At 62.8% G+C, this 24,786-nt stretch carries 18 protein-coding genes; 12 read left to right on the top strand and 6 right to left on the bottom strand.

The genetic code is table 11. The features are described 5' to 3' along the window. The first annotated feature begins 58 nt into the window (after window positions 1-58). From J8C05_RS05585 to J8C05_RS05570, 4 genes are all read left to right on the top strand, one after another. Window positions 59-1,393 (top strand): sigma-54-dependent transcriptional regulator, encoded by a 1,335-nt coding sequence (locus J8C05_RS05585; RefSeq protein ID WP_211421307.1) that lies wholly within the window; start codon window positions 59-61, stop codon window positions 1,391-1,393. Between the two features lie 20 nt (window positions 1,394-1,413). Next, a complete protein-coding gene (locus J8C05_RS05580; protein ID WP_211421306.1) occupies window positions 1,414-2,394 on the top strand; it encodes a sigma-54 interaction domain-containing protein in 981 nt (326 codons plus the stop codon). A gap of 129 nt (window positions 2,395-2,523) precedes the next feature. Beyond that, window positions 2,524-3,081: an elongation factor P gene (gene efp / locus J8C05_RS05575; RefSeq protein ID WP_211421305.1), complete on the top strand. Its 558-nt coding sequence runs from the start codon at window positions 2,524-2,526 to the stop codon at window positions 3,079-3,081. Between the two features lie 73 nt (window positions 3,082-3,154). Further along, window positions 3,155-4,498 carry a 3-deoxy-D-manno-octulosonic acid transferase gene (locus J8C05_RS05570; protein ID WP_211421304.1) on the top strand — a complete coding sequence of 448 codons (1,344 nt, stop codon included), beginning with the start codon at window positions 3,155-3,157 and terminating at the stop codon, window positions 4,496-4,498. Here the strand turns inward: J8C05_RS05570 and J8C05_RS05565 are convergent. Beyond that, window positions 4,482-4,940, bottom strand: coding sequence for a Fe(2+)-trafficking protein (locus tag J8C05_RS05565; protein ID WP_058867396.1), 459 nt, complete (start codon window positions 4,938-4,940; stop codon window positions 4,482-4,484). The genes J8C05_RS05570 and J8C05_RS05565 overlap by 17 nt on opposite strands. A 62-nt stretch (window positions 4,941-5,002) precedes the next feature. Further along, on the bottom strand, window positions 5,003-6,421 hold the full coding sequence (locus J8C05_RS05560; protein WP_211421303.1) for a tetratricopeptide repeat protein: 1,419 nt from the start codon (window positions 6,419-6,421) through the stop codon (window positions 5,003-5,005). 307 nt (window positions 6,422-6,728) lie between these two features. Here J8C05_RS05560 and atpD point away from each other — a divergent pair, with 307 nt between their 5' ends. The 5 genes from atpD (at window position 6,729) to J8C05_RS05535 (ending at window position 15,461) form a co-directional block, all read left to right on the top strand. Further along, on the top strand, window positions 6,729-8,180 hold the full coding sequence (gene atpD, locus J8C05_RS05555; protein ID WP_211421302.1) for a F0F1 ATP synthase subunit beta: 1,452 nt from the start codon (window positions 6,729-6,731) through the stop codon (window positions 8,178-8,180). Window positions 8,181-8,265: 85 nt separating this feature from the next. Continuing rightward, window positions 8,266-9,306 (top strand): NAD-dependent epimerase/dehydratase family protein, encoded by a 1,041-nt coding sequence (locus tag J8C05_RS05550; RefSeq protein ID WP_211421301.1) that lies wholly within the window; start codon window positions 8,266-8,268, stop codon window positions 9,304-9,306. A gap of 159 nt (window positions 9,307-9,465) precedes the next feature. Continuing rightward, complete coding sequence (locus tag J8C05_RS05545) at window positions 9,466-11,133, top strand: ATP-binding protein (protein ID WP_211421300.1); 1,668 nt, start codon at window positions 9,466-9,468, stop codon at window positions 11,131-11,133. Between the two features lie 100 nt (window positions 11,134-11,233). Continuing rightward, window positions 11,234-13,111 (top strand): GAF domain-containing protein, encoded by a 1,878-nt coding sequence (locus J8C05_RS05540; RefSeq protein ID WP_211421299.1) that lies wholly within the window; start codon window positions 11,234-11,236, stop codon window positions 13,109-13,111. Between the two features lie 136 nt (window positions 13,112-13,247). After that, entirely contained in the window at window positions 13,248-15,461 is a 2,214-nt protein-coding gene (locus J8C05_RS05535; protein WP_211421298.1) for a transglycosylase SLT domain-containing protein, read from the top strand. Here J8C05_RS05535 and uppP read toward each other — a convergent pair whose 3' ends face one another. Next, window positions 15,462-16,316, bottom strand: a complete 855-nt coding sequence (uppP, locus tag J8C05_RS05530) for an undecaprenyl-diphosphatase UppP (RefSeq protein WP_211421297.1) — start codon at window positions 16,314-16,316, stop codon at window positions 15,462-15,464. 55 nt (window positions 16,317-16,371) lie between these two features. Here uppP and J8C05_RS05525 point away from each other — a divergent pair, with 55 nt between their 5' ends. Next, the gene (locus tag J8C05_RS05525; RefSeq protein WP_211421296.1) at window positions 16,372-16,869 is read left to right on the top strand and encodes a carboxypeptidase-like regulatory domain-containing protein; all 498 of its coding nucleotides are present in this window, start codon (window positions 16,372-16,374) and stop codon (window positions 16,867-16,869) included. A 60-nt stretch (window positions 16,870-16,929) separates the two neighbouring features. Here the strand turns inward: J8C05_RS05525 and J8C05_RS05520 are convergent, their stop codons facing one another. The 3 genes from J8C05_RS05520 to J8C05_RS05510 form a co-directional block, all read right to left on the bottom strand. After that, entirely contained in the window at window positions 16,930-18,084 is a 1,155-nt protein-coding gene (locus J8C05_RS05520) for a VWA domain-containing protein (RefSeq protein ID WP_211423155.1), read from the bottom strand. A gap of 66 nt (window positions 18,085-18,150) precedes the next feature. Continuing rightward, a complete protein-coding gene (gene lysA / locus J8C05_RS05515; protein ID WP_211423154.1) occupies window positions 18,151-19,350 on the bottom strand; it encodes a diaminopimelate decarboxylase in 1,200 nt (399 codons plus the stop codon). Between the two features lie 8 nt (window positions 19,351-19,358). Beyond that, on the bottom strand, window positions 19,359-19,763 hold the full coding sequence (locus J8C05_RS05510) for a hypothetical protein (RefSeq protein WP_211423153.1): 405 nt from the start codon (window positions 19,761-19,763) through the stop codon (window positions 19,359-19,361). Between the two features lie 318 nt (window positions 19,764-20,081). Here J8C05_RS05510 and resB point away from each other — a divergent pair, with 318 nt between their 5' ends. After that, the gene (gene resB / locus J8C05_RS05505; RefSeq protein ID WP_211423152.1) at window positions 20,082-21,719 is read left to right on the top strand and encodes a cytochrome c biogenesis protein ResB; all 1,638 of its coding nucleotides are present in this window, start codon (window positions 20,082-20,084) and stop codon (window positions 21,717-21,719) included. A 22-nt stretch (window positions 21,720-21,741) separates the two neighbouring features. Further along, window positions 21,742-24,756: a nitric oxide reductase activation protein NorD gene (locus J8C05_RS05500; RefSeq protein ID WP_211423151.1), complete on the top strand. Its 3,015-nt coding sequence runs from the start codon at window positions 21,742-21,744 to the stop codon at window positions 24,754-24,756. The last annotated feature ends 30 nt before the right edge of the window (window positions 24,757-24,786 follow it).

Below are 24,786 nucleotides of genomic sequence, written 5' to 3'. Positions count from 1 at the left end.
CGTTGTTCCGATGACGCCTGAATAGTCATCAGTCCTGCCGTACCAGGTCCGTATCACCATGGCAGAAACGGTTTTGATTGTGGATGACGAACGTGGCATTCGGGAATCCCTCCGGGGGGTTCTCGAAGATGAAGGCTTCGTGGTCGAAAAAGCCGAAAGCGGCGATGCTGCCCTGCGGCGGCTGGCCACGACGCCCGTCAACTGCATTCTGCTCGACATTTACATGCCCAACAGCCAGCTCGACGGCATGGCGACCCTGGAACACATCCGGCGGCAGTACCCACACATTCCCGTCGTCATGATTTCCGGGCATGGCACGATTGACACGGCCGTGCGCGCGATTCGGCTGGGCGCCAGCGATTTCATCGAAAAACCGCTCAACATCGAACGGACGTTGCAAGCTGTGCGCCACGCAATCCAGATGCACCGTCCGGCGCCAGCACCGGACGGAAGCGACCTGGTCGTGGGGCAGAGCGTCCCGATGCGCGCCCTGCGCCAGCAGATCGCCCTTACCGGTCCGACCGACGGGCGGGTGCTCATCTACGGCGAATCCGGCACTGGCAAGGAACTCGTGGCCCTGGCGTTACACGCCGCCTCAAAGCGCGCCGACCAACCGTTTGTGGCCGTCAACTGCGCGGCCGTCCCCGAAGACCTCATCGAGTCGGAGCTGTTCGGACACGTCAAAGGTGCCTTTACCGGGGCGACGGAATCGCGGCGGGGCAAGTTTGAACAGGCTGACGGTGGCACGCTGTTTCTCGATGAAGTGGGCGACATGAGCCTGCGCATGCAGGCCAAGCTTCTGCGGGCGCTCGAAAGCGGTCTCATTGAACCCGTCGGAAGCCAGGGCGCGCGGCGGGTGGATGTGCGCGTCATTGCGGCCACGAACAAGCGGCTGGATGAGGCCATCGAACAGGGGCAGTTTCGGGCGGATTTGTTTTACCGGCTCAATGTCATCCCATTTCAACTGCCGCCGCTGCGGGAGCATCTGGAGGACATTCCGGCGCTGGTCGAACACTTCGTCCGGCAGTTCAGCCAGCACTACCAGCGCCCGCCCATCACCCTGACCGAAGATGCCTGTGAAAAGCTGCGCCGGCACGACTGGCCCGGCAACGTGCGCGAGCTGCGCAACCTCATCGAACGGCTGGTGATTACGGAAACCACGTCGCCGGTGACAGCGGAGCAGATTCCGCTCGAACCGGCCCCCAACTCGGTCTGGGCCAGTTTTCAGTTCGGGTCGCTGCGCGAGGGGAGTGAAGCCTTTGAGCGCGAACTCGTCCGCCGCAAGCTGGCCGAATGCGACGGCAACGTGACCCAGGCGGCCGAGGCTCTGGGCATTGACCGTAGCTACCTGTACCGCCGCATCAAGGCGTTGGGCATCAGCCTGCGTGGGTGACAGACACCCGGCCGACAACCATGGTGACTGGAGAACTGTTCATCGGAAACTCGACGGCGCTGCTTACGCTTCTCAAAGACGCAGCGCGGGTCGCGCCGACCGAGGCCACCGTGGTCATCACCGGCGAGAGCGGGACGGGCAAAAGCCTGCTGGCCCGCTGGCTGCACGAGCAGAGCCGCCGGGCCAACGGGCCCTTTGTCGTCATTGACTGCGGCTCCCTGCCGGAAGCCCTGCTCGAAGCGGAACTGTTCGGGTTCGAGCGGGGGGCTTTCACCGGTGCGGTCGCGGCCAAGCCCGGCCGGTTCGAGGCGGCCCAGCACGGGACGCTCGTCCTTGACGAGATCGCGGCATTGTCGCCGGCGGCCCAGGCCAAGCTGCTGCGCGTCATCGAAGAGCGGCGCGTCCTGCGTCTGGGGGGAAGCCGCGCGCTCACGCTCGATGTACGCCTCGTTGCCGTGACCAACACTGACCTGACAGCGGCCGTTGCGCGCCAGTCCTTTCGGGCCGATTTGTTTCACCGCCTGAACGTCATCAGTCTGGCTGTTCCGGCGTTGCGCGACCGACCAACCGACATCCCGGCCCTGGCCCGGCACTTTCTGGCCCAGGCCGCCCACCGCCACGGCTGCCCACCGCCGCCGCTGGACGCCGAAGCCCTGAGCTTTCTTGAAGGCTATGACTTTCCGGGCAATGTCCGGGAGTTGCGCCACGCCATGGAGCATGCACTCGTGACGGCGGCGCCAAGTGTCATTCGCCGGGAGCATCTGCCCCAGCGGATGACTTCGGCGGCCGCGCTTATGCAGCACCGGATGCACAAGCCGACGCTGGCGGAACTGGAAGCCACCTACATCCGGGAAGTTCTCCAGCAGGTCGGCTGGCGCAAGGCCGAAGCCGCCCGTATCCTGGGCATCAGCCGCAAAAATCTCTATGAAAAACTGCGGGCCTACGGCATCCCCTACCAACCCGCGAGCCGCATGCTGACCAATCCTGACACACCGGCTTGACCGGATTACGGGACGTTCGGTAGCTTGCCCTCTTTTGCTGGCCGTCGGCTGTCCCGGACTCCGGCGGTTGATCCCGGCGGCATCGCCTCGATGGCGTCACCCCAACTGAGCAAGGAGCCCCTTCCCACCATGAGAGCCAATCAGATTCGGCGCGGCATGATCATTCTGTTTGACAAACAACCCCATCGCGTCCTCGAATGCCGTCACCATACCCCCGGCAACCTGCGGGCGATGATGCAGACCAAGCTCAAAAACATCATCACCGGCACGACGTTCGAGCATCGTTTCAGCGCCACCGAAGACGTGGAGCGTGCCACGCTCGAACAGCACGAGATGCAGTATCTGTACCAGGAAGGCCCGACCCACTACTTCATGGATGTCTCGACCTACGAGCAAATCGGACTCGATGAGGAAATCCTGGGTGACACGCTGAGCTATCTGACACCGGATATGACCATTCAGGTCGAGGTGTACAACGGGCAGCCGGTGGCCATCCAGCTCCCGGTGGTGGTCGAGCTGAAGGTCATTGAGACCGAACCGGAACTGAAAGGTGCGACCGTGACCGGCTCCAGCAAACCGGCCAAGCTCGAAACAGGTCTGCAAATCAGTGTTCCGGGCTTCATCAAGGAAGGGGATGTCATCCGGGTGGATACGACCGAAGGCAAGTACATCGAACGCGCCAAGTAGGTGTTTCCGGCCGGGATTTCCCACGTGTGGCGGCTTCTGATACGCCATCCGCTGCCCGGCTCAGGTTGCCGGCGTGTTTTCCCGGTTTCCATTCTGGCTCTACAACACGGCTCTGATTGCCGGTGCGCCGCTGTGGCTGGGCTATTACGGGCTACGCCGGCGCCAGCGTCGGCTTCGCCTGCGCGAGCGGTGTACCTATCCCCTGCTGCCCCACGCTGCCCCGCGCATCTGGCTGCACAGTGTTTCCGTCGGTGAAGTTCTGGCCGGACAACCCCTGGCCGGCGCTCTGCGGGAACGCTTCCCGCAGAGCAGCCTTGTCATTTCAACCACCACGGACACCGGACAGGCGCGCGCGCGGGAACAACTCGCCTGGATGGACGCGCACTTCTACTTTCCGCTTGACGTTCCGTGGCTGACGGAACGGGCCGTGACCAGTCTCCAGCCGGCGCTGGTCATCATTCTCGAAACGGAAATCTGGCCCAACTTTTTGCGGACCTGTGCGCGGCATCACGTCCCCGTGGTGCTGGCGAACGGCCGGCTCTCCGACCGCTCCTTTGCCCACTACCGCTGGCTGGGCCGGATGATGGGCGACCTGCTGGGCCACTTCCAGCTCTGCCTGATGCAATCTGACGCCGATGCCGAACGCATCCGCCAGCTTGGCGCCCCGCCGGCGCGCGTACTGACGACCGGCAATCTCAAATATGCGCCACCGGATGCTGACGAACGGGCGCGGCGGGACCGCATCGCCACGGCCCTGCAACAGCAGTACCACCTGCGGGATGGACGTTTGTGCATCGTGGCCGGCAGTACCGTCGAAGGTGAAGAACCCCTGCTGGTTGAGGTCTTTGCCCGGCTGCGGGCCAGTGCTGACCTGCCCCCCTGCCGGCTGCTGCTGGCTCCACGACATCCCGAACGTTTTGCGGAAGTCGCCCGCCATCTGGAGCGCTTCGACTGGACGGTGGCGCGGCGCTCCCAACCACGGCCGGAAGATGTCCAGGCGGAAGTCATCCTGCTCGATACGGTGGGCGAACTGGCAGCGGCCTACCGCTGGGCGGATGTGGCCTTTGTGGGTGGAAGCCTCGTGCCACGCGGTGGTCACAACATTCTGGAACCGGCTGCGGAAGGACGGCCCATCGTGACGGGGCCGCACACGGAAAACTTCCGCGCCATTCTCACCCGCTTTCGCGCGGCCGATGCCGTATGGCAACTGTCGTTGGCCTCACCGGACGTCCTCTGCCGGGAACTCCAGACGGCGTTCGAGACGCTTTTGCGCAACCCCGGACAGGCGGCTGACTTAGGACGCCGCGCGCAGGCCACCTGGGCGGCGGAAACCGGCGCCGTGGCGACAACGCTGGCTGCACTCGAAGCCTACGTGTTTCCCCACATTCCGGCGCTGGCGCCTATTCGAGGTGGCTGATTTTCCCCTGAAGCGTGGTGTCAATCATCATGGGCGGCGTGCCGTCGCCAAAGAAAAATGACTCCATCGCCCCGAACAGGAACTTCTGGGCCTGGGGATCGAGCGGATTCAAACCAAAGTGATTCATGAGGACGAGCTGCTGGGCCTGCCACTTTTTCCAGCACTCGGCACAGGCCGTTGCGTGCACCTTGCGTCCGAGGTCGGTGTTGAAGGGCACCCGGCTCATGGGTGCCATGGTCTCCCGGCAGGCGACGGCGTACGTTTCCCCTTCCCGCCGGACAAGGCGCGCCTTTTCGAGTTCACCCAGGGCCAGCCTGACCGACTTTTCGGGATGGCCGGTTTCGGCCACAAGCTGCGCCGCCGAAAGCGCGCCTTTTTCCTTGAGTGTTTGAACGACGACGCGCGGCGTTCCCTTCAAAGCGACACACAGCGTATCCAGCATATATGACTCACGTGGGCATCAGAGTGGCGGACCTTTCCGGGAACCGCAGCAGCCCGGAAAGCTTACGGAATGGACGGCAAATCGTACAGGCAGGCTGCCTGACGTAAACCGGTGTACAGCTCAGGCTCAACCTGCCACACATCCTGCACGTTGAGCTGTCCGGTCGTCCGTTCAAAGCGCAGGGCCGCGTTCAGGGCAACGTCTGCCGCGTGCAGCTCACTTGAACGATAGAGCGCCTGTCCCAGGTCCTTGAGCGCCTCGGCAAAATCCGGGCGCTGTTCGATGGCCGCCTGAAACGCCTCGATGGCCAGCCGGGGTTTGTTCTGCCGCATCAGCGTACGCCCCAGGCGGTGCCAGGCTTCGGGGTGGCGGCCGCCGCTTTTTTCGAGGGCTGTCCGAAACGCCTGCTCGGCCACATAGGGCGGCTCACACTGCGACAGCACCAGGCCCAGCTCATAGTACCCCTGCGCCGTATTCCCCGCCGGGGTCGCCACGAACTGGCGCAGCGTTTGGGCCGCTTCGGAAAGTTGTCCGACCTTGACATAGGCCCGGCTCAGTTGCCGATACAGTCCCGGCAGGGAGGAGACGGCCAGGGTGCGCGCCAGTACCTCGACGGCCGCCTGGGGCTGCCCCATGGCCAGAAACACTTTGCCCAGGTCGAGGGCGGCTTCCGGGTACTGTCCGCCACGGCTGGCCCGGGCTTCAGTGAAGGCGGACTGCGCCCCCGGAAAGTCTCCCTGCATGGCCCGGGCGTTCCCCAACCCAAGCCAGCTCTCCCCGTCAGTGGGGCGCATCGTCACGGCCGTGTGAAATGCGGTTTCGGCGGCTTCGCTGTCCCGCAGACGGAGAGCCGCCAGCCCCAGGTTATGGTACGTGGCCACCTGGGTATCCCCCAACTGCAACGCCTGCCGGTACGCCGTACAGGCCTCGGCCGGACGATTCAGGCGCAACCAGGCATTGCCCAGATTACGGTGGGCTACTCCCAGTCCCGGCTCGGCAGCCAACGCGGTCTGGTAGGCTTCGGCAGCAGCGGCATAGTCATTGTGGACGTAGAGAACATTCCCCAGGTTGAACCAGGCTTTGCCGTAAGGCTTCGGCGTGCTGGCAATGGCCCGGCGGAGCAACTGGAGGGGTTCTTCGGTGCGGCTGGCAATGAAAAACCGCCCCAGCTCGAACAAGCCGACCCCCAGATTGAGCAGCACCTGCGGATCGTTGGGCGCAAGGGTTTCGGCCGTGCGCCACATCCGCACGGCCTCGCGCAGCTCACCCATATCCCGCAACACCGCTCCTAACCACTGGTAGGAAGGTACGTGCTCGGCGTCACACCGGGTCGCCTGGCGAAAGTTCTCCCGGGCTGCCTCGAGGTCTCCCTGCTCCCGGAGTTGGTAGCCACGCTGCAGGAGATGTCGGAGTTCGGTCTCCATCGCCCGTGCTGGAATACGGGCCCGGTCAAAGGCAGTCGTCACAGTCTGGTCCGTCATGGCAGAGGCGGCTGTCCCCCGAAGCAAACCTCCCCCCTGCGCTCGTGTCTTCGCCCGGCGTCTGACCAAAGCCAACGTCCGGTTCTGGTGGGGCTTTTTTTGACGCCCCGTAACGCACATTCCCGCGTTACGGCCAGCTTGTGCCAAGATGCTGTAGATTGCAACCCATGACAATCCAGGTTTCACCTTTCCCAACCGTGGTGGTCAAGGGAATCCGGCCTGTGGTAGCGTCCCGGACAAATTTTGAAAACCGATCCGGTCAGCCTGGTTGGCAAGGACTGACTGATGTGGAGGAATCATCACTACCATGAGCGCACCTGCTCGCAGCCCGATTACGGGAAAAGTCGTTCAAGTCATTGGCCCCGTCGTTGATGTAGCGTTTGGCGACGGTTATCTGCCACCGATGTACCAGGCCCTGCGCGTGACCAGCGAGGGGTTTGATGTTCCCCAGCCAATTGATGTCGTTGTCGAAGTCCAGCGGCACATGGGTGACGGGCTGGTACGAACCGTGGCCATGCTGCCCACTGAAGGCATGGTGCGGGGGATGAAAGTCTATGACCTCGGCACACAAATCACGGTGCCGGTCGGAAAAGGAACGCTGGGACGGGTGATGAACGTTCTGGGCGAGCCGGTGGACGAACTGGGGCCGGTCAAATGTGAAAAACGCTATCCCATTCACCGCCCGGCGCCGTCTTTTGAGCAACAGTCCACCGAAGCCGAAATGCTTGAAACCGGCATCAAGGTCATTGACCTCATCCAGCCCTTTCTCAAGGGCGGCAAGATCGGCCTCTTCGGCGGGGCGGGGGTGGGCAAGACCGTGACCATCATGGAACTCATCAACAACGTGGCGATGGGGCACGGCGGTTACTCGGTGTTTGCCGGCGTCGGCGAACGGACCCGCGAAGGCAACGACTTGTGGGTGGAAATGCAGGAAGGCGGCGTCATCCGCATGGACAACCTTGAAGAGTCCAAAATTGCCCTGGTCTATGGCCAGATGACCGAACCACCGGGTGCGCGGGCGCGGGTGGCGCTTTCGGGGCTGTCGGTTGCCGAATACTTCCGCGACGAGATGAATCAGGACGTGCTGTTTTTTGTGGACAACGTCTTCCGTTTCACCCAGGCCGGTTCAGAAGTATCCGCCCTGCTCGGACGGATGCCTTCGGCCGTCGGCTACCAGCCGACGCTGGCCACCGAAATGGGTGAAATGCAGGAACGGATTACCTCAACCAAGACCGGCTCGATTACCTCTGTGCAGGCGATTTACGTTCCGGCTGATGACCTGACCGACCCGGCCCCGGCCACGACCTTTGCCCACCTCGACGCCAAGACAGTGCTTTCCCGCCAGATTGCGGAGTTGGGCATCTTCCCGGCGGTGGACCCGCTTGATTCGACCTCCCGCATCCTCGATCCCCAGATTGTCGGGCAGGAACACTACGAAGTCGCCGAAGGCGTCAAGCGGACGCTGCAACGCTACAAGGAACTTCAGGACATCATCGCCATTCTGGGCATTGATGAGTTGTCTGAAGAAGACAAGCTGACCGTGGCACGCGCCCGCAAAATCCAGAAGTTTCTCTCGCAGCCCTTCCACGTGGCGGAGCAATTCACCGGGCGCAAGGGCAAGTACGTCAAGGTGGCGGACACCATTCGGAGCTTCAAGGCCATTCTGGAAGGCAAGCACGATGACCTGCCGGAGCAGGCTTTTTACATGTGCGGCGCCATCGAGGACGCCATCGAAAACGCCAAAAAGATGACCGAGTAAGGCGCTGAGGCAAGGCTCCCGGCCCCGGTTTCGGGTCCGGGAGCCGGGCGTGACTCACGGCTTAGGCCGTTGCTCAACCCGTGCTATGGGCAAAAAAACCACTTCTGCGCGTGACCGCAAGCGGCTGTTGATTACCGGTATCGCGGGTGGGCTGGCCACACAGCTCGCCTCGTCCATCCCACCGGAATGGGAGGTTGTCGGTATCGGACGGCGGCCGCCCCAACTGCCCATTCGCCGCGACATCACCTATCGCCAGCTCGACATCCGCAAAAAAGCTCTGGAAAACCTGTTTCGCAACGAGCGTTTTGATGCGGTCATCCACCTGGCCGTCGCCAACGATGTCCGCCTGCCGATGTCTGTCCGGCACACGGTCAACGTCATTGCCACGATGCGGCTTCTGGCCTGTTGTGAACGGCAGGCTGTTCCCCAGGTCATTCTGCTCAGCAGCGCCGATGTCTATGGCGCCGATCCGACGAATCCCACCTTTCTGACCGAAGACTATCCGCTCAAGGCGATCCAGCGGTATGCCGACATCGGCGACAAGGTCGAGTTCGACACCTATTGCCGGTCGTGGATGTACCAGGCGCGGGAAACCACCACCACCCTGCTGCGTCCGTGTCATATCGTGGGGCCGCACGTCCAGAACTTTCTCACGACCTACCTGCGGTTTGGCGTGGTGCCACTGCCTCTGGGCTACGATCCGATGATTCAGGTCATTGACGAACGCGACATGGTGCAGGCGCTGCTGCTCGTCCTGGAGCAAAAACAGGGTGGGGTGTACAACGTCACGGGGCCGGGAGAGATTCCGCTCTCGGTGGCCGTCCGGGAAGCCGGTGGCATCGCGGTTCCGGTCATCTACCAGATGGCCGCGCCATTGATGAAGCTGGGCTGGGCCGTTGGGCTGCTGCCCTTCCCGACGCCGCAGTACGACTTTCTGATGTTTCCCTGCGTCATTGACGGCAGCCGGTTTCGGGAAACCTTCGGCTTCAGGCCCCGGTTTTCGCTGCACAAGGCCCTGCGCTCGATTCGGCGGCGGCTGGCGCCCATGACTGATGCCGAAGAGGTGACGCCGGTGCGCCGGCGGCGCCGGACGAGCCAGGTGCGGCCGCCCCTGACGGAATCCTGACCTGGGGCAGCCATCGCTTTCGGACTGACGGCCGCACTGTGAAGGGCATGGATAGCCATCCGTGACCTGTGTTACAGTTTTGGTACAGTCTTGAGAAGACTCAAACCCACCACGACTTGTCGTTGCAGAGACACCTCAGCAGACGGTTTTTTGGTCGCCATGTCGGACGTTTCCATCACCAGTTACGCCACACTGAGCTACCTTGACAGCCAGGGGCTTCAGCGCACGGTGCGGATCAACCGTCCGGTCTTCAGCATCGGCCGCCTGCGAACCAACGATCTCCAGATCAACAACTCCTATGTGTCCCGGCGACACGCCGAAATCATGTATCAGGACGGAGAATTTCTTCTCCGTGACAACAACAGCACCGGTGGCGTGATCGTCAACGGCGAACGGATCACAACCCATGTCCTTCGCTCAGGCGATCAGTTTCAGCTTGGGGATGTCCAGCCTGTCACCTTTCTTTTTGAAATCCAGGCGATTTCGCCCGACAGCGAGGGTGTAACCCGTACTGATGACGAGCAGCGCACGACCGACCGGTTGACCACCGTCATTGCCAGCCCCCGCTCCCGGTTTCTGAATACGGCGCTGCTGGACAGCGCCGAAAACATCACGGATTTCACCCTCAACCGGCTCAAGGCACTCAATGAGTTCAGCCGCAAAATGCTGGCGGCCGGCAGTATCCAGAGCCTGCTTGAATGCCTGCTCGATGCCGCCATGGAGACCCTGCCGGCGGAACGGGGGGTTGTCCTGCTGTGGGACTCCGCCACCGGTACGCTTGAAAAGCGCGCCGTACAAAGCCGGTCAGGGGTGTTGGATGTTCAGCCGAGCCTCACCATTGCGATGCAGTCCTTTGAGCAGAACGTCGCCATTCGGAGCTTTGATGCCTCGGCTGACAGCCGCTTTGAAACAACGTCGAGCATTGTCCAGCAGGCCATTCACTCCGTGATGTGTGCGCCGATTGCCTCGACCAGGCACGTGTGGGGGGTGTGCTATGTGGATAACCTGCTGGCGAACACCCAGTTCAGCGACGAGGAACTGGAATACTTCCTGGCTCTGACCCAGCAGGCGGGGTTTGTCCTGGGCAATCTCCACCTCATCGAAGAACTGCGCGCCACCCAGGAACGCCTCATCAACCAGGAAAAACTGGCCACGCTCGGACAGTTTGCCAGCGGCATTGCCCACGAACTCAAAAACCAGCTTTCGGCCCTGACGGCGGCTGAAATTCTGATGAGTGACACGGAAGACCAGCGCCAGCGCCAGCTCATTCAGCTCATCCTCAACGCCCAGCAGCGCATGGTGGCGATGGTCAACGAGATTCGGGACTTTGCCCGCCCGGACAGCAAGCAATACGAAAGAACGGTGCAGCCGCTGGTGCCGATTGTGGAGGAGGCGCTCAACTTTGCGCGCTATGACCCGCTGGTGAAAATCTGCCGCACCAAGCTCCAGACCACCGCGAACCCCTATGTCAAACTCAATCGGGACAAGCTGATGCAGGTGCTGCTCAATCTGCTCCGCAACGGCGCCCAGGCCATGCAGGGGAAGCCCGGAGAACTCACCATACTGGTTGACGAAGCCGATGGAAGTGCCAGAATCACCGTATCGGATACCGGCTGTGGCATCGCTCCCGAACACCTGCAACGCATCTGGGAGCCGTTTTTCACGACCAAAGGCAGTGAAGGCACCGGACTGGGACTCGGCATCTGCCGGCGCATCATCGAAGGTCACGACGGTGACATCATCTGCCAGAGCACGCTTGGACAGGGGACGACATTTACGATTCATCTGCCCCTGGCCATTCCACCCACCCTCCCACCTTCCGGGTGACCGGTGTCATCAGGTTGGGCATGGGAGTGACCAACTGGAACCTGGGATGCCAGGCTGAGTTCCACCGGCATCACGTATCTCATCGAGTGGAGAGGAACCCGTGTCACACGAACACCTAAAGGCAAGTTGGCGCGCCGAAGTCGAAGCGATTGTCCGTGCCGAACTGGGCAAGATGGAAGCTGAACTGGCCCGGATGCACCACCAGGTTGAACAGTCCTTTACACAGTTGCTCTCGCAGTCGGCAGCGCGACTGGCGGCGGTCAGCCAGGAACCGTCCATTGCCGACTTTGCCGAACGCGCGGTGGCGCACCTCGCCGCACTGTCGGTCCCACCGCCGCCAACGTCACTGACGACGCCGGTTCCGGTCTCTGAAGAGGAAGCCCCCCCGCCGGTGGAGGAAGTCTCCGCACCACCACCGGCGGCGCCGGCGCCACCACCGACGGTTGACCTCCAGGCGTTGTATTACTACCTCATCGAGATTCAGAGCCAGTCCACCCAGGCCGAGGTGCTCAACCTGCTCATCGCACGCGCCATGGAGTATGCGCCACGGGTGGCACTGTTTGTCGTCAAGTCCGGCAATATCGTTGCCTGGACGGAGCGTGGGTTTGAAACGGCCGGCGTCTCCCTCCGTGGGCTGACCATCCCGCTTGAGGCGCAGACGACCCTGTTTGCGGCGCTGGAACAGCAGATGGCGGTGCTGGACAGCCCCTACGCCTACCCGGAAAACCAAATCCTGCTCGACCGTATCGGGCAGGCGCCCGAAGCCCTGGCTGGTATTCCGCTGCTGGTTCGCGGTAAGGTGGCCGCCGTGCTCTACGCCGACTCCGGCGATCAGCCGGCAGAGCGGATTGCCATTCCACCGCTGCAGATTCTGACCAATGTTGCCGGGTTGACCGTCGAACTGCTCAATGCCCGCAGTCGGCTGGCGACCACCACGGTTCCGGTTGCGGATCGGGCAACCCAGACCATGGCCCCGCCACCGGTCACGACCGAAAGCGTCCCGCCGCCCGCGACGGTCAGCGAACCACAGGAGTATCCGGCTACTGCGCCCCCTACTGAGGCGGCTGATGAGACCGGTGCCCCCCAGGAAAGCGCGGCCGAAGCCCCCCCGACTGAAACCCCGGAAACCACCTACCAAGCCGAACCGGCTGAAACCAGTGCTGTCCAGGCAGAGGCCGGGGATGGTGCCATAACGCCAGCCGGGCCGGAAGTTTCCATAGGGACGGAGTACGACTCCACGCCCCAGGTTTCCCCCCAACCCGATGGACACCTTGCCGGAGACGCCCAGCCAGACAGTGCGGCGCCGGCAACGGTGCCTGAAATGGTTGCCGTGACGGCTGAAACCAGCCCGGAACCACAGGAACCAGAGTTCAAACCGGAGCCAATCCCGCCCTACGTCGCGCCCGGCCCGACGATTCCTGAGCCGGCTCCCGCACCAGTCGTCCAGTTCGGAGAGACAGCGCCGCCTTCCACATCCCCCTGGCCACAGCCCTCTCCCGAACCACTGCCCGCAGTTCAACCGCCACCCATCTTTGACCCCACCACAGTTGAAAGTGGCACACCACCGCCTGGCAACGGAGTCTTCACCGTCGCTCCACTTTCACCACGCGAACCTGCCCCGGCTTCCCCGCCACCGCCTCCGGTCTCCGTTGCCGCGCCGGTTGCCCCCCCAAAACCCACGACCGACGAAGAAGCCAAGGCCCACAACGATGCGCGGCGCTTTGCCCGGCTGCTCGTTTCGGAAATCAAGCTCTACAACGAGGCCAAGGTCACGGAAGGACGCATCAACCGCGACCTGTATGACCGGCTGAAAGAAGACATTGACCGCTCGCGCCAGATGTATGACAAGCGGGTCAATCCCATCGTGGCGGCAAAGTTCGATTACTTCTACGACGAACTCGTTTCTTCACTGGCGGAAGGCGATGCCTCCCGACTTGGGGCGGATTGTCCCGGTCCGGTTCTGGTGCAGCCGGAATAAAGCCACGCCACCCACCATACCCGTCTCTAAAAATGGACGAGCAACCGGCTCGTCCATTTTTTTCCAAGCTGGAATCCCTGCCATGAAAGCATTGTTCTCACGGCTCCGGTCACGTTGGCACACCTGGTTGCGGCCAATGCCGCTCAGAATCGGCGTCGGCGGATTCGTGATGGTGGCCGCACTCGCCCTCGGCGGCAGTTTCACCCTGCGGTATTGTCTGCACGCCGCCACGCCCCAGGAACGCACAGCCCCACTCACGGAACTTCGTCAGGCGGTGGCGCGCGCCGGCAATCAGCCACCCGACGGACTCCTCGCCAGCTTTGAGCGCCGTTACCCGGACTCCGAGGCGGCCGCTCTGGCCCGCTTCCGCCGGGGTTATGACAACTACCAGCGGCGCAACTACGCCACGGCGGCCAGTTTGCTCGACACACCGCTGATCGGCGAGTTCAGCCGTCTGGGTGACTATGGGTTGTATTACCTCGGCAGGGCGCAGTTCGACAGCGGCCAGTTCCAGGCGGCACAGGCAACGCTGGCCCAGGTCGGCCGACGCTACCCGCAATCCCTTCTGGCCCGTGCGGCCACGCTCCAGTCCGGGCGGGCGGCGGCGGTTCGGCGGGATGTGCCAGGTGTCGAGCAGGTGCTCCAACCTCTGCTTGACAAAGGCGATGGCAATGCCCTGGCCATTCTGACCTTGGCATACCACACGGCCGGCCGTCTGGAAGACGCCCAGCGCACCTGGCGGCGCATCATCACCGAAGCGCCGGACAGCCTGACCCAGGACGAAGTCCAAAATGCCCGGCAGGCATTGTTCCCTGATCCGGCGACGGCGGCTGCCGCGGTGCGTGTCACAGACGCCGACGGACTGCGCCGACGCGCCAACCGGCTCTATGAAGCCAGGCAATACACGGCCGCTGCCGAAGACTTCACCCAACTGGCGACGCTTGACCCAACTGCACTCCAAAGTGATGAAGCCCGCCTGCGGTACGGCATCAGCCTCTACTTTGCCCAGAAATTCGCTCCGGCGGCGACCCAGCTTGCGGCCGTCAGCAATCAGGACAAACCGCGCCATGCCGAAGCGTTGTTTTACCTTTCCGAAGTCCAGCGGCGGAGCGGCAGCACCAGCTATCCGTCCACGGTGGAGCGGCTGCTGACGCTGTATCCCACTTCCCCACGCGCCGGCGAGGCGCTTGAAAACCTTGCCCAGTGGGCCGAAAAGCGGGGTGGTGAAAGTTACTACGAGCGCCTCATCCGGCAGTATCCTGAGCGGAAAGCCGGCCAGCGGTGGCACTTCCGGCGGGCGTGGACACTCCACCAGCAAGGCTCCTATGCAGCAGCACTTCCGCTTCTGCTTGACCATGTGGCGCTGTTTCCGGCCTCGGATTACAAGGGCATGGCGGCCTACTGGGCAGCACGCAACCTGGAGCGCACCGGACGCAACGCCGAAGCCAAGCCGCTTTATGAAGCCATTGTCCGGCGGTATCGCTATGGCTACTACGGACAGCAGGCGGCCAGTCGTCTGGCGGCCCTGCGTTCCATCCCGGCCGCGCAACTTCCGGCGCAGCATCCCGTCATGCGGGCCGTTGCCGGCTTGCCGCCAGCCCGTCCGCTCCCGGAAACCATTGGGAGCGAAGGCGAAGCCTGGCTGGAACGCGCCTCCCAGCTTCGGATCATCGGACTGATGGACCTGGCCCTCGAAGAAATGGAAGCAGCGCGTCAGACGGCGCCCACGTCACCCAAAGTCGCGCTCGAAATGGCGCGCGTGTACCGCGACCTCGGCCAACCCAACCGTGCCGTGCAGGCGTTGCAGCGCGCCCACCCGGAGTATCTCGCCTACCAGGGCGACGAAATCAGCCGCGAAGAATGGGAAATCTTCTTTCCGCTGCGCGAGTGGGAAACCATCCAGCAGGAAGCCAAAGCCAATGGACTCGACCCCTTCATCGTCGCCGGCCTCATCCGCCAGGAGTCGGTCTTTGACGCCAACGCCCGCTCACGCGCCAACGCCATCGGTCTGATGCAACTGCTTCCTTCGACCGGACGGCTTGTGGCCAACAAAAAAGGCGCCGGCCCCGTTACGGCCGACCAGCTCTACAATCCCAAGCTCAACATCGTGCTGGGCACCAGCTACCTCGCCGACATGCGACGCCAGTTCGGGCGCTACGAATACGCCTTTGCAGCCTACAACGCCGGGCCGGGCCGGGTCGTCAACTGGCTCAAGACGCTGCCCACCGATGATCTCGATGTCTGGATTGATGCCATCCCGATTACCGAAACCCGGCTGTATGTCCAGGGCGTCACGCGCAATGCCGCCCACTACCGCCGGCTTTACGGCTCACCAGGCAACCGGGAGTGATCAAACCGGCGCTATCCGCTGGGTGGACAGCAGAAAGAACAGCAGTCCGCCCAACATGAGCCGATAGGCTACAAAAACCAGCATGCTGTGGGTCTTGAGAAAGTAGAGCAGGAAGGCAATGGCGGCATACCCGGTGATGCCGGATACAACGGTGGCAATGACCGTCGCCAGCAGCATCGTCGGATCGAAGTCCTTGACCTCCCGGACGAACTGCAACAGCCCCGCGCCGGTCAGGGCCGGGACGCACAGCAGAAAGGAAAAGCGGGCGGCAGTGGCGCGGTCAAGCCCCAGCAGCAGGCCGGCAGTGATGGTGGTGCCGGAACGCGAAGCACCCGGAATGAGCGCCAGCGCCTGCCCGCATCCAATGAGCAGGGCATGCCACCAGGTGAGGTCAGCCAGCTTGAGGCGACGTGACCCCACAAGTTCGGCCACGACCAGAAACACCGCCAGACCGACCAGCGCCCCGGCAATGACGTACAGGTTTTTCGTCAGCACCCCCTCGATGATTTTCCTGAATCCGAACCCGAACACGATGACCGGAAAGGACCCGATGACAATCAGCCATCCCAGTCGGGCCGGTTCACCCAACTCCCTCCGCCCTTGCAGCCAGGCCAGGTTGTCGGTCAGAAAACCACGGGCAATGCTCCACAAATCCGGGAAGAAATAGACAATCAGGGACAGGACGGTGCCCAACTGGATGAAAGCAACAAAACCGGTCAACTGTTCCGGCGTCAGCTTCTGGTCAAGCTGAAGCAGCTTGCTGACGAGAATCAGATGGGCGGTACTGCTGATGGGCAAGAACTCGGTCAGCCCTTGGACGATACCAAGAAGAATGGCTTGCAGGATGGACATCATCAACAACACTGGCAGGAAATGGCCGGGACGTGCGTCCCGGCAGTCTTGGCGGGCAATGCTACTGTACGCCTTCCAGCGAAGCACGTGCTTTCTCGCGCTCTGGTTGCTGCTCTGGAGCTGGGGGCCGGCATCGGGCCGTCCTTCGCCGGTTCCTTCGCCGGTGGCGGCCGGTGCGTCCCGGTGCTGCGGACGGCTCTACGTGACCGTCCGGGCGGAAGGCCGCCCGAAACCGGAGTCCCGCCCGGTGGCCGGTGTCAAAGTGGAGCTGCGTCAGCGCCCTTCGGAAACGGCGCTGACATTTGAAACCGACCGCAACGGGCGTGGCGCACACGTGGGCATCCCGGAAGGCGTGTACCGTGTCCGGTTCACCCACCCGGACTTCACCACGGTTGAAATCACCGAGGTGAACGTTCAGACGTGGCCGCCGGTGGAGCTGGTCGTTGATCTGCCGCCCCGCCTGCCCACGGCACCAAACGTCATTCGTCGGCTTCCCTACCGTACGCCGCTCATCATCCGGGACAGCGGCTCAATCCGTACCGTCATCCGCAACTGAAGCTCTGCCGTCAGCCGGAAGTGATCTGGCCGGAGCTTGATCTGGACAGAAAAGGCTTCGCTACCTGGCGTAGTAGCCCTTGCGTGTAAAGATGCGCCAGTCTTTGGCTTCGCCGGAGCGCAGGATTTTGATGGCAATGGCCCGGAAACTCCCGTCGCGGGTCGTATCCGACGGGATGTAGGTCAAAATGTACTGCTGCCGCAAATCCGCCTCGATCTGCTGAAAGGCCGTCACGTAGTCTGCCGGGCTGCGCGGGAAAAACGCCCGTCCGCCGGTGGCCTCACACAGGCGTTCCAGCGTTCGACGGTCAATGCCGGTGATGGTGACGCCGCCGAAGCCATTGGGCACCCCGCCCGGAATCCCCACGGCATACACCTGCACGTCGGAACGCAGGGCCATGTCAATGGCATCGTTGAGTTTGTAGCGGCTCGTCGTGTCCTCCCCGTCGGTCAGCAGGATGATGACACGCCGCCCGGCTTCGCGGGGCAACATCTCGCTGGAGATAACATAGACCGCATCGTACAGGCTCGTGCCGGTGATGGACGGGTCCAGCGGCGGCGTACCGCCATACACATAGCCCCCGGATTCAAACCGGACATCGTCAACCGCCCGTTCAAGCGCCGTCAGGTTGCTGGTGAGCTTCTGGCGCACTTCGATGTCGCGCCGGAATGTCACCACTCCGGCGAGGTCTTTTTCAGGGCGGATCGTCTGGCGCAAAAAGGTTTTGGCCGCCATGCGCTGCTCGGCAATGCTGTACTGCTGGCTGCCACTGATGTCAAAAACCAGGGCAAAGGTCAGCGGCAGATCATGCTCGCGGGTGAAGGAGAAAATTTCCTGCGGCTTGCCGTTTTCCAGCACCTGTACGTCCTGAGCCGTCAGGTCATTGATGTACCGGTTGCGCTTGTCCACCACGGCAAAGGGGACAGTCACAAGTTGGGTTTGGATTCGCAGGGTGTCCTCGCCGGTGTCATCCGGTTCGGAGTCGTTGTTCCGGGGCGCGTCCGGCTGGCCGACCACCCGTGGACGGGAGGGCGTGGCAGGCGGTTCCTGAGTCTCGGAAGGCGGTGGGGATTGGGGTTTGGCCGGCTCGTACTGGCGCGGCGCAGTCTCCCGTTTGCGCCCACTCTGGGCCACAGAAGATGACCACGCTGCCGTCAGCAGCATGACGACGGCAGCGAGCCAGGCCACACCATGACGCCGGGATGAATGAACCATGCTCGATGAATCCCCCACTCGGTCAAGCTTGTTCGGGGAACAGACGGCCGCTATTCCCCAACCGGTTCATTCTACGATGAATTCTTCATCAGGAAAGGGATGCAGGTTGTATTCGCTGGCCATGCTGCGGGCGTAGGCTCCGGCATCGGCAATGGCCAGCCAGTCACCCTCGCGCACCTCCGGGAGTTCGATCCCCTGGGCCAGAAAGTCTGACGACTCACAAAGCGGACCCACCACATCCACCGTCCGACCGGAACCGGCCCGCCGTACAACCGGCAGAATCCGGTGGCGGGCCTGGTACAGCGCCGGACGGATCAGGTGGTGCATCCCGGTGTTGACGATGACAAAGGTCTTGTAGGGCGTCGTTTTGACGTACTCGACCCGGGCCAGCAGCACCCCACAGCGCGCCACGAGAAACCTTCCCGGTTCAAAGAGAATTTCCTCGGCCAGTCCCTGCACGCCCTGCCGGATGATTTCAGCATAGTGCGCAAAGTTTTCCAGCTCACGGGCTTCATCGCCGGTGTCGTAGTGGATGCCAAAACCGCCCCCCACATCAAAGGTGGAGAGCGCAAAGCCCTGCTCGCGCAGCGCCGCCACCAACGGGCGGGTGTTGCGCAGGGCTTCGGCGAAGTTTTCCACGTCCACAATCTGCGACCCGATGTGCAGCGAGACGCCCACCACCTGCACCCACCGGGCGGACTGCCGTGCCAGTGCCAGACACGTCATGACCGCTTCGGCGTCTATTCCGAACTTGTGACTCCGAAAACCGGTTGCAATGTACGGGTGGGTTTCAGCATCCACCGACGGATTGAAGCGAAAGGCAATGCGGGCCGGTCGGCCCAGGGCTTCCGCCAAGTCAAGGATCCGGCGCATCTCACCGACCGACTCGACGTTGATCTGTTTGATGCCGGAGAGCAGCGCCAGCCGCAGTTCGGCATGCGACTTCCCGACCCCGGAGAAAATGACCCGCTCCGGCGGCACACCGGAATCAAGAGCGCGTTGCAGTTCACCGCCGGAAACGACATCCGCCCCGCCGCCCAGCTCCACGACCCGGCGCAGAAAAACCGGATGGGCATTGGCCTTGACGGCATAGTGGATGGTATGCGGCAGGCCGGCAAAGGCCGACCGGAAGCATCGGTAACGTTCAGTGAAATGGCGCAGGTCGTAGAGGTAACAAGGCTCTGTGCGCCCGGCAACGAAGTCCCGCAGGCAACACTGCGGTTCGCGGCCAAAGCAGAGGCTGTCACCTATGTAATCAAGTAGCATCAGCCCACTTAGTACCGCCCGATGGAATCCGAGGCTTCGGCGTTGACTTCCCAATCGTACGTGTACACCAAGTAGTTGATGGGTTCGGTGTACTGCACTTTGAGAATGACCTTCCCCCCCTGCCGGTCGGCCGTAAACTTGGCTTCCTGGGGAACGTTGAACTCATTGCTGATTTTCAGCCACTGGCCTTCGAGTTCCTTCTCCGTCGCAAAGCCTTTGGCGCCAATGGCATACTTGCGCGCCATGTCCGTGAGTTCATTCCTGACGTTCTGCTCGCGCCAATACACAGGCAAGGTTTTGAAAATGATGAAGCCGATGATGGCCACAATCGTGACGACGGCAATGAGCTGGCCCTGCCCTTCCCCCCGCTCAGTAGCACGCACCGGACGACGCAGCACAAAGTGTCTGCTCATGAACTACGTTCTCCTCGATGTCTCGACGGTCACGCCATTGGCTTGCGCCAGGACCGACAACCGTCGTATGGCATTAGCATGGTTTGGTGGAGTCTGCCGAAAGTGCGTCCCATCATAGCAAGCCGTGGGTTCCCTGCCTAGCCGCGCCAGATCAGGCGCCACATCCGAAACGACGGCCGGGATACCGACACACTACGTTTGCGGGCGCACAGTTACCTTGACCCTGTCCCCGGCTGCGCCAATACTTCACCCGTCAGGCTGCGCCCTCGCCGCTCCCCATTGGCGAGGCAATTTTCCATCAGGCTCGTAACCTCATCCATGGCGCTTTCAGTCGAAACACCGAGTCCGGCCACGGACACTGATGCCCTCCACGCGGATCGCCCCACGCCGCCGCCGTCCCCCAAACCCGCCCGGCCACGCAAGTCGCAGGCCGAACGGATGCTCGATGCCACGCTTCGCTTTCTGAGTTCGGTCAAGGTTGGGGTTTTTCTGTTGGCCGTGTTGATTGTCGCTTCAGTGCTGGGCACCGTCATCATCCAGAAAGGGACCAGCGGTTTTACGGAGTATTATGCCAGCCTGCTGCCAGCCGAACGGGAACTGTATGAGTTTCTCGGTCTGCTCGACATTTACCACACCCGCTGGTTCAACCTGCTGCTGCTGACCGTCAGCCTCAACATCGTGCTGGCTTCGATTGACTACTTTCCGGCGGCCTGGCGCTACGTGCGCAAGCCGGTCGTGAAAATCAACCAGGCATTCGTCAGTCGCCAGCCATTTCAGCATGTGGCTTATGTGATGGAGGCCGAAACCGCCGTCCAGGCGCTCAAGGCGCGGGCCGCGCAGGAACTGCGCCCGCTTGCCCACCGGTGGCTGCCCATCAGCGCCGTGTACCGGGTGGTGGAGACGGTCAACCCACGGGATGGCAGCACAACCATTCTGACCGAAGCCCATGCGTGGAACCGCCTCACGGCGTATGCCGTCCACGCGGCCCTGCTCACCATCTTTGGCGGTGCGCTGGTGGGCGGGCTGTTTGGCCACAAGGGCACGGTGCGGATGGTGCCCGGGCAGTCGGCCAACACCTTCGTCAGTTTCGGCGCGCCGGATGAGCCGGCTCAGGAATTTGCGATGCCCTTCACGCTGGTGTGCACGGACATCGAACAAAACCTGCTCGACCCGCGCAAACCTGACCTCAGCGCGCCCAATACGCTCGACTGGCACACCCGCGCCATCATCCGGGATGAGCAACGCGGGGTTGAGGTCCCGGCCCACATTCACCTCAACCATCCCTTCGACTACCGCGGCTATCGTTTTTTCCAGGCCAGTTTTGACAACTTCGGCAGCGCCCGGACCGTCAACATCGAACTTCGTCCGGCGGGAAGTCCGACCGGCACGGCCTATCTCATTGGGCGTGAGCCAACCGATATTCCCGGACTGGGGCGCGTCCGGCTGGCGGATTTCATTCCTGATGTCACCTTCCAGGGCGGACGCCTGGGGAGCGCCAGCGGCGAATACCGGCGTCCGGTCGCCATTCTCGATGTTCTTGGCGACAATCCGCGTCAGCTCTATGCGTTTCCGGCCGAAGCCCTCGAAACCATCGGCAATGCCCCGTTTCTCAAGGCCAAAACGGAAGTCGGTGACATGCGGCTTGTCATGACCGACTTCGAGAAGGTTTCCAGCGGCCATATCCTCCAGGTGCAGTATGATCCCGGCGTGGCCGCCGTCTATCTCGGCTCGGCGATGCTCATCGTGGCGCTCTGGCTAGTGTTTTTCTTCGCGCACCAGCGACTGTGGCTATACCTGGAGCCGCTGCCGGACGGCCACGTACGCATCAGCCTCGCCGGTCACACCAATCGCAACCGGCAGGCGTTCGAGAAGCGGTTTCAGTCGATTGTCGCGGCTCTGCCCGCTGCCCCCGGCCGTGAATTCCCACCCGACAGCCAACCGTCCGCCACCAATTGATTGATTCCCGGAGACCAAGGTCATGGCCGAATCCCAACTCAGAGCCAGACTCCGCCAGTTGTTCAAAGGGAGTGACGCTGCTGAAGCCGAGCAGATGGTTCCGCGCCTGGCCGGGATTCCAACCGAACGCCTGCTGTTTCTCACCAGCATCGGGGCGGGACTGGCCAGCCTGTCGCCCCGGACGGCGCTGGAGTTTTTCCGGGTCACGCCCGAAGTTGCCACACAGCTCACGTCGTTTGAGCTTCAGGCGTGGGGTGAGTGCGGAAAACGCCTCGCGGCCACCAACGTCGAAGCCGCCTACCAGTTCTTCCGGGCCAGTCCCCAGGTCTTCGAGGCGCTGCCTTCGGCTCACCGCCTGAGCGCCATTGTCCTGACGACGCGCCAGGCAACGATGTCCACCCGCACAGCCGTGGAAACGTTCCAGATGTTTCCCTCGGTTGTTTCCCGGATTGACGGCACGCCGGTACTTCCGCGCCTGCTCTCCATTGTGAACGAAGTGGCACGCCACTCGGTGCGGCACAGCCAGGACCTGCTGCGCCAGTCGCCGGTTGTGGTGACGCACGTCCGCACTTTTGACAGTCCTGACCAGGCGTTGCTCAACCGCCTCGTCGAAATGACCGCCGCCTTTGCCTACCGCGCCGGCGGCACGGCGGCCGAGTTTTTTCTGGCCATCCCCGACTTCCTCACCCAACGCACGCATGGCCATCTGAACGCGCTGCTTGAACACACACAGGCCTTTCTGGAACGCGGGGGCAGCCTGGCGCTGTACTACCTGCGCGCCGCCACGGCGGTTGTCCAGCAGACGGGCCACCAGGGCTATGAACCCTGGCGGCGGCTGGCGCTCACGATGTGCGCCCAGGGAAATACGAACAGCTATCAGTTCCTGAAGCTGACGCCGGAGGTGATGCAGACGCTGGCTGCCTCGCGGTCGGGCCCTGACCTTACCGCCGCACTCCGGTTGCTGTGTGAAACCGTGGCCGAACTGGATCGGGTGGACCGTACGGCAGCCCTGGAGTGCTTCAAGTCAGCCCCGCTGGCGCTGCGCCAGACCAACATTGAACGTTTCCGCGACTGGGCGCTGGCCGGACTGGCCCGCCACCCGGACGGACGCGCCATCCAGGCTTACTATGGCTTGCAATCCCGCGCGAGCCGGGAGGCGCTCAAGGGTGGACAGGACGGTGTGGCGCTCGATGCCGTCTCCGCCATCCTGCGGCTGTATGTCGAAGGTCTCACCGGACGCACCGTGACCATCGTCCCGCTTTCGAGCGCCGCCGAGCAGGCCGTGATTGGCGACGGGCGCACCATTCCGTTGCCCGGTCGGGTCAGTGACTTCGCGGATGAAGAATCGAATTTCCGGCTCTACAAGGTCCTGGCGGCTCACGGGGCCGGACAGATTGAGTACGGCACCCATGCCGCCGACACCCCGGAACTCATCGCGCTGCGGCAGGATTTCCAAAGCGCTTTTCCCACAGGCCAGCGGCCGACGGGACGGGAGGCCGTCACCTATCGCACGCTGCTGCGGCACTTTCCCGACCAGGCAACCGCCACGCGCCTGTTCACGGTGCTTGAAAACGCGCGGATTGACCGTCGCCTGCGGCGCGCCTACCGGGGGATTCGCCGTGACCTGGATTTCATTGCGGCCCGGCTGCGGGACACCCGCCCGGATGTCCTGCAACTCCCGCCGGAGCACCAGTGGACGGAAATCCTGTTTCGGCTCGCCCTGTGCGGCGGCGTGGATGCCGTCACCCGGCAACAGCTTCCGCATATCGTCACGGCCCTTGAAGAGATCATCACCACCTACCTCGACCATCCGACGGCAGCGCTGACCGATACCCTGCTGGCCACCCAGCGCATTTACGACCTTATCGAACAGGTACAGCCCTCCGATGCAACCGAAGTGGCCGTCAACGAGGCCGTCCAGCAGCCTGACGACGCGCCGGGTGAAGCTGGAGCGACCGAGGTTCCCACTCCGCCCACCCCGCAGGCGTCATCTTCCCCACCCCAACCCGGTCAAAGTTTCGAGACGTGGAGCCAGGAACACACGTCCTCCCTGCACGACCTCACCGCCCAGCTTTTACGGGAGGGTCTGACCGATGACCGGATGCCGGAAGCTGACGGGCAGGCGTTTCTCTACGATGAGTGGGACCGCGAACTGGGGGATTACCGCGTCAACTGGTGCCGGGTGATTGAGCGCCGGCCCACCGCTGGCACACGAACCTTCGTCGAACTGACGCGCGCCCGCCACCAGGGACTCATTTCCTCAATCCGCCACCAGTTCCAGCTCATGAAACCGGAAGCTCTCCGCCGGGTCACGGGTGAACTGGACGGGGAAATGTTCGATCTGGATGCCGTGATTGACCGCCAGCTCGACCGGCGGGCGGACCTCTCCGGGAACGAACGCATCTACATCAAGCACCTGCGCCGCCACCGCAATGTCGCCGTGGCGTTTCTGCTCGACATGTCAAGTTCGACGGCACGCACGCTGACGCGCCACCCCAAAATGCCCTACACGCGGCCGGGACAACGCATCATTGACATCGAGAAGGAAGGGCTGGTCATCATGAACGAAGCCCTCGAAGCCGTCGGCGACAGCTATGCCATCTATGGCTTTACGAGCGAGGGCCGCCGCAACGTCCGCTTCTATGTCATCAAGGAATTTGAAGAACGCTACAGCGCCCAGATCGAGGAACGGATCGGCGGCATCAACTACCAGAACAACACCCGTCTGGGCGCTGCCGTCCGGCATGCCGTCTGCAAACTGACCGGACACCAGGCCCGCACCAAACTGCTCATCCTGCTTTCGGACGGCCGGCCCTACGACCATGACTACGGCGACGCCCGCTATGCCCGCGAAGACAGCAAGCAGGCGCTGCGCAGCGCCCGGCAGTCCGGCATCACGCCGTTCTGCATCACCATCGAGCGGGACGCCGACCAGGAACTCAAGGAACTCTATGGCGACGTAGGCTATACGGTCATTGATGATGTCCTCAGCCTCCCGGAGAAGCTGCCCGGCATCTACCGCCGCCTGACAAGCTGACCGGGACCGGTACAGAGATTTGGCACAGCG

The sequence above is a fragment of the Chloracidobacterium sp. N genome, from assembly GCF_018304765.1.
Classification (GTDB): Bacteria; Acidobacteriota; Blastocatellia; order Chloracidobacteriales; family Chloracidobacteriaceae; genus Chloracidobacterium; species Chloracidobacterium aggregatum.
The sequence above is the reverse complement of the archived record's forward strand: the minus strand, read 5'-3'. Positions and strand labels throughout refer to the sequence as shown.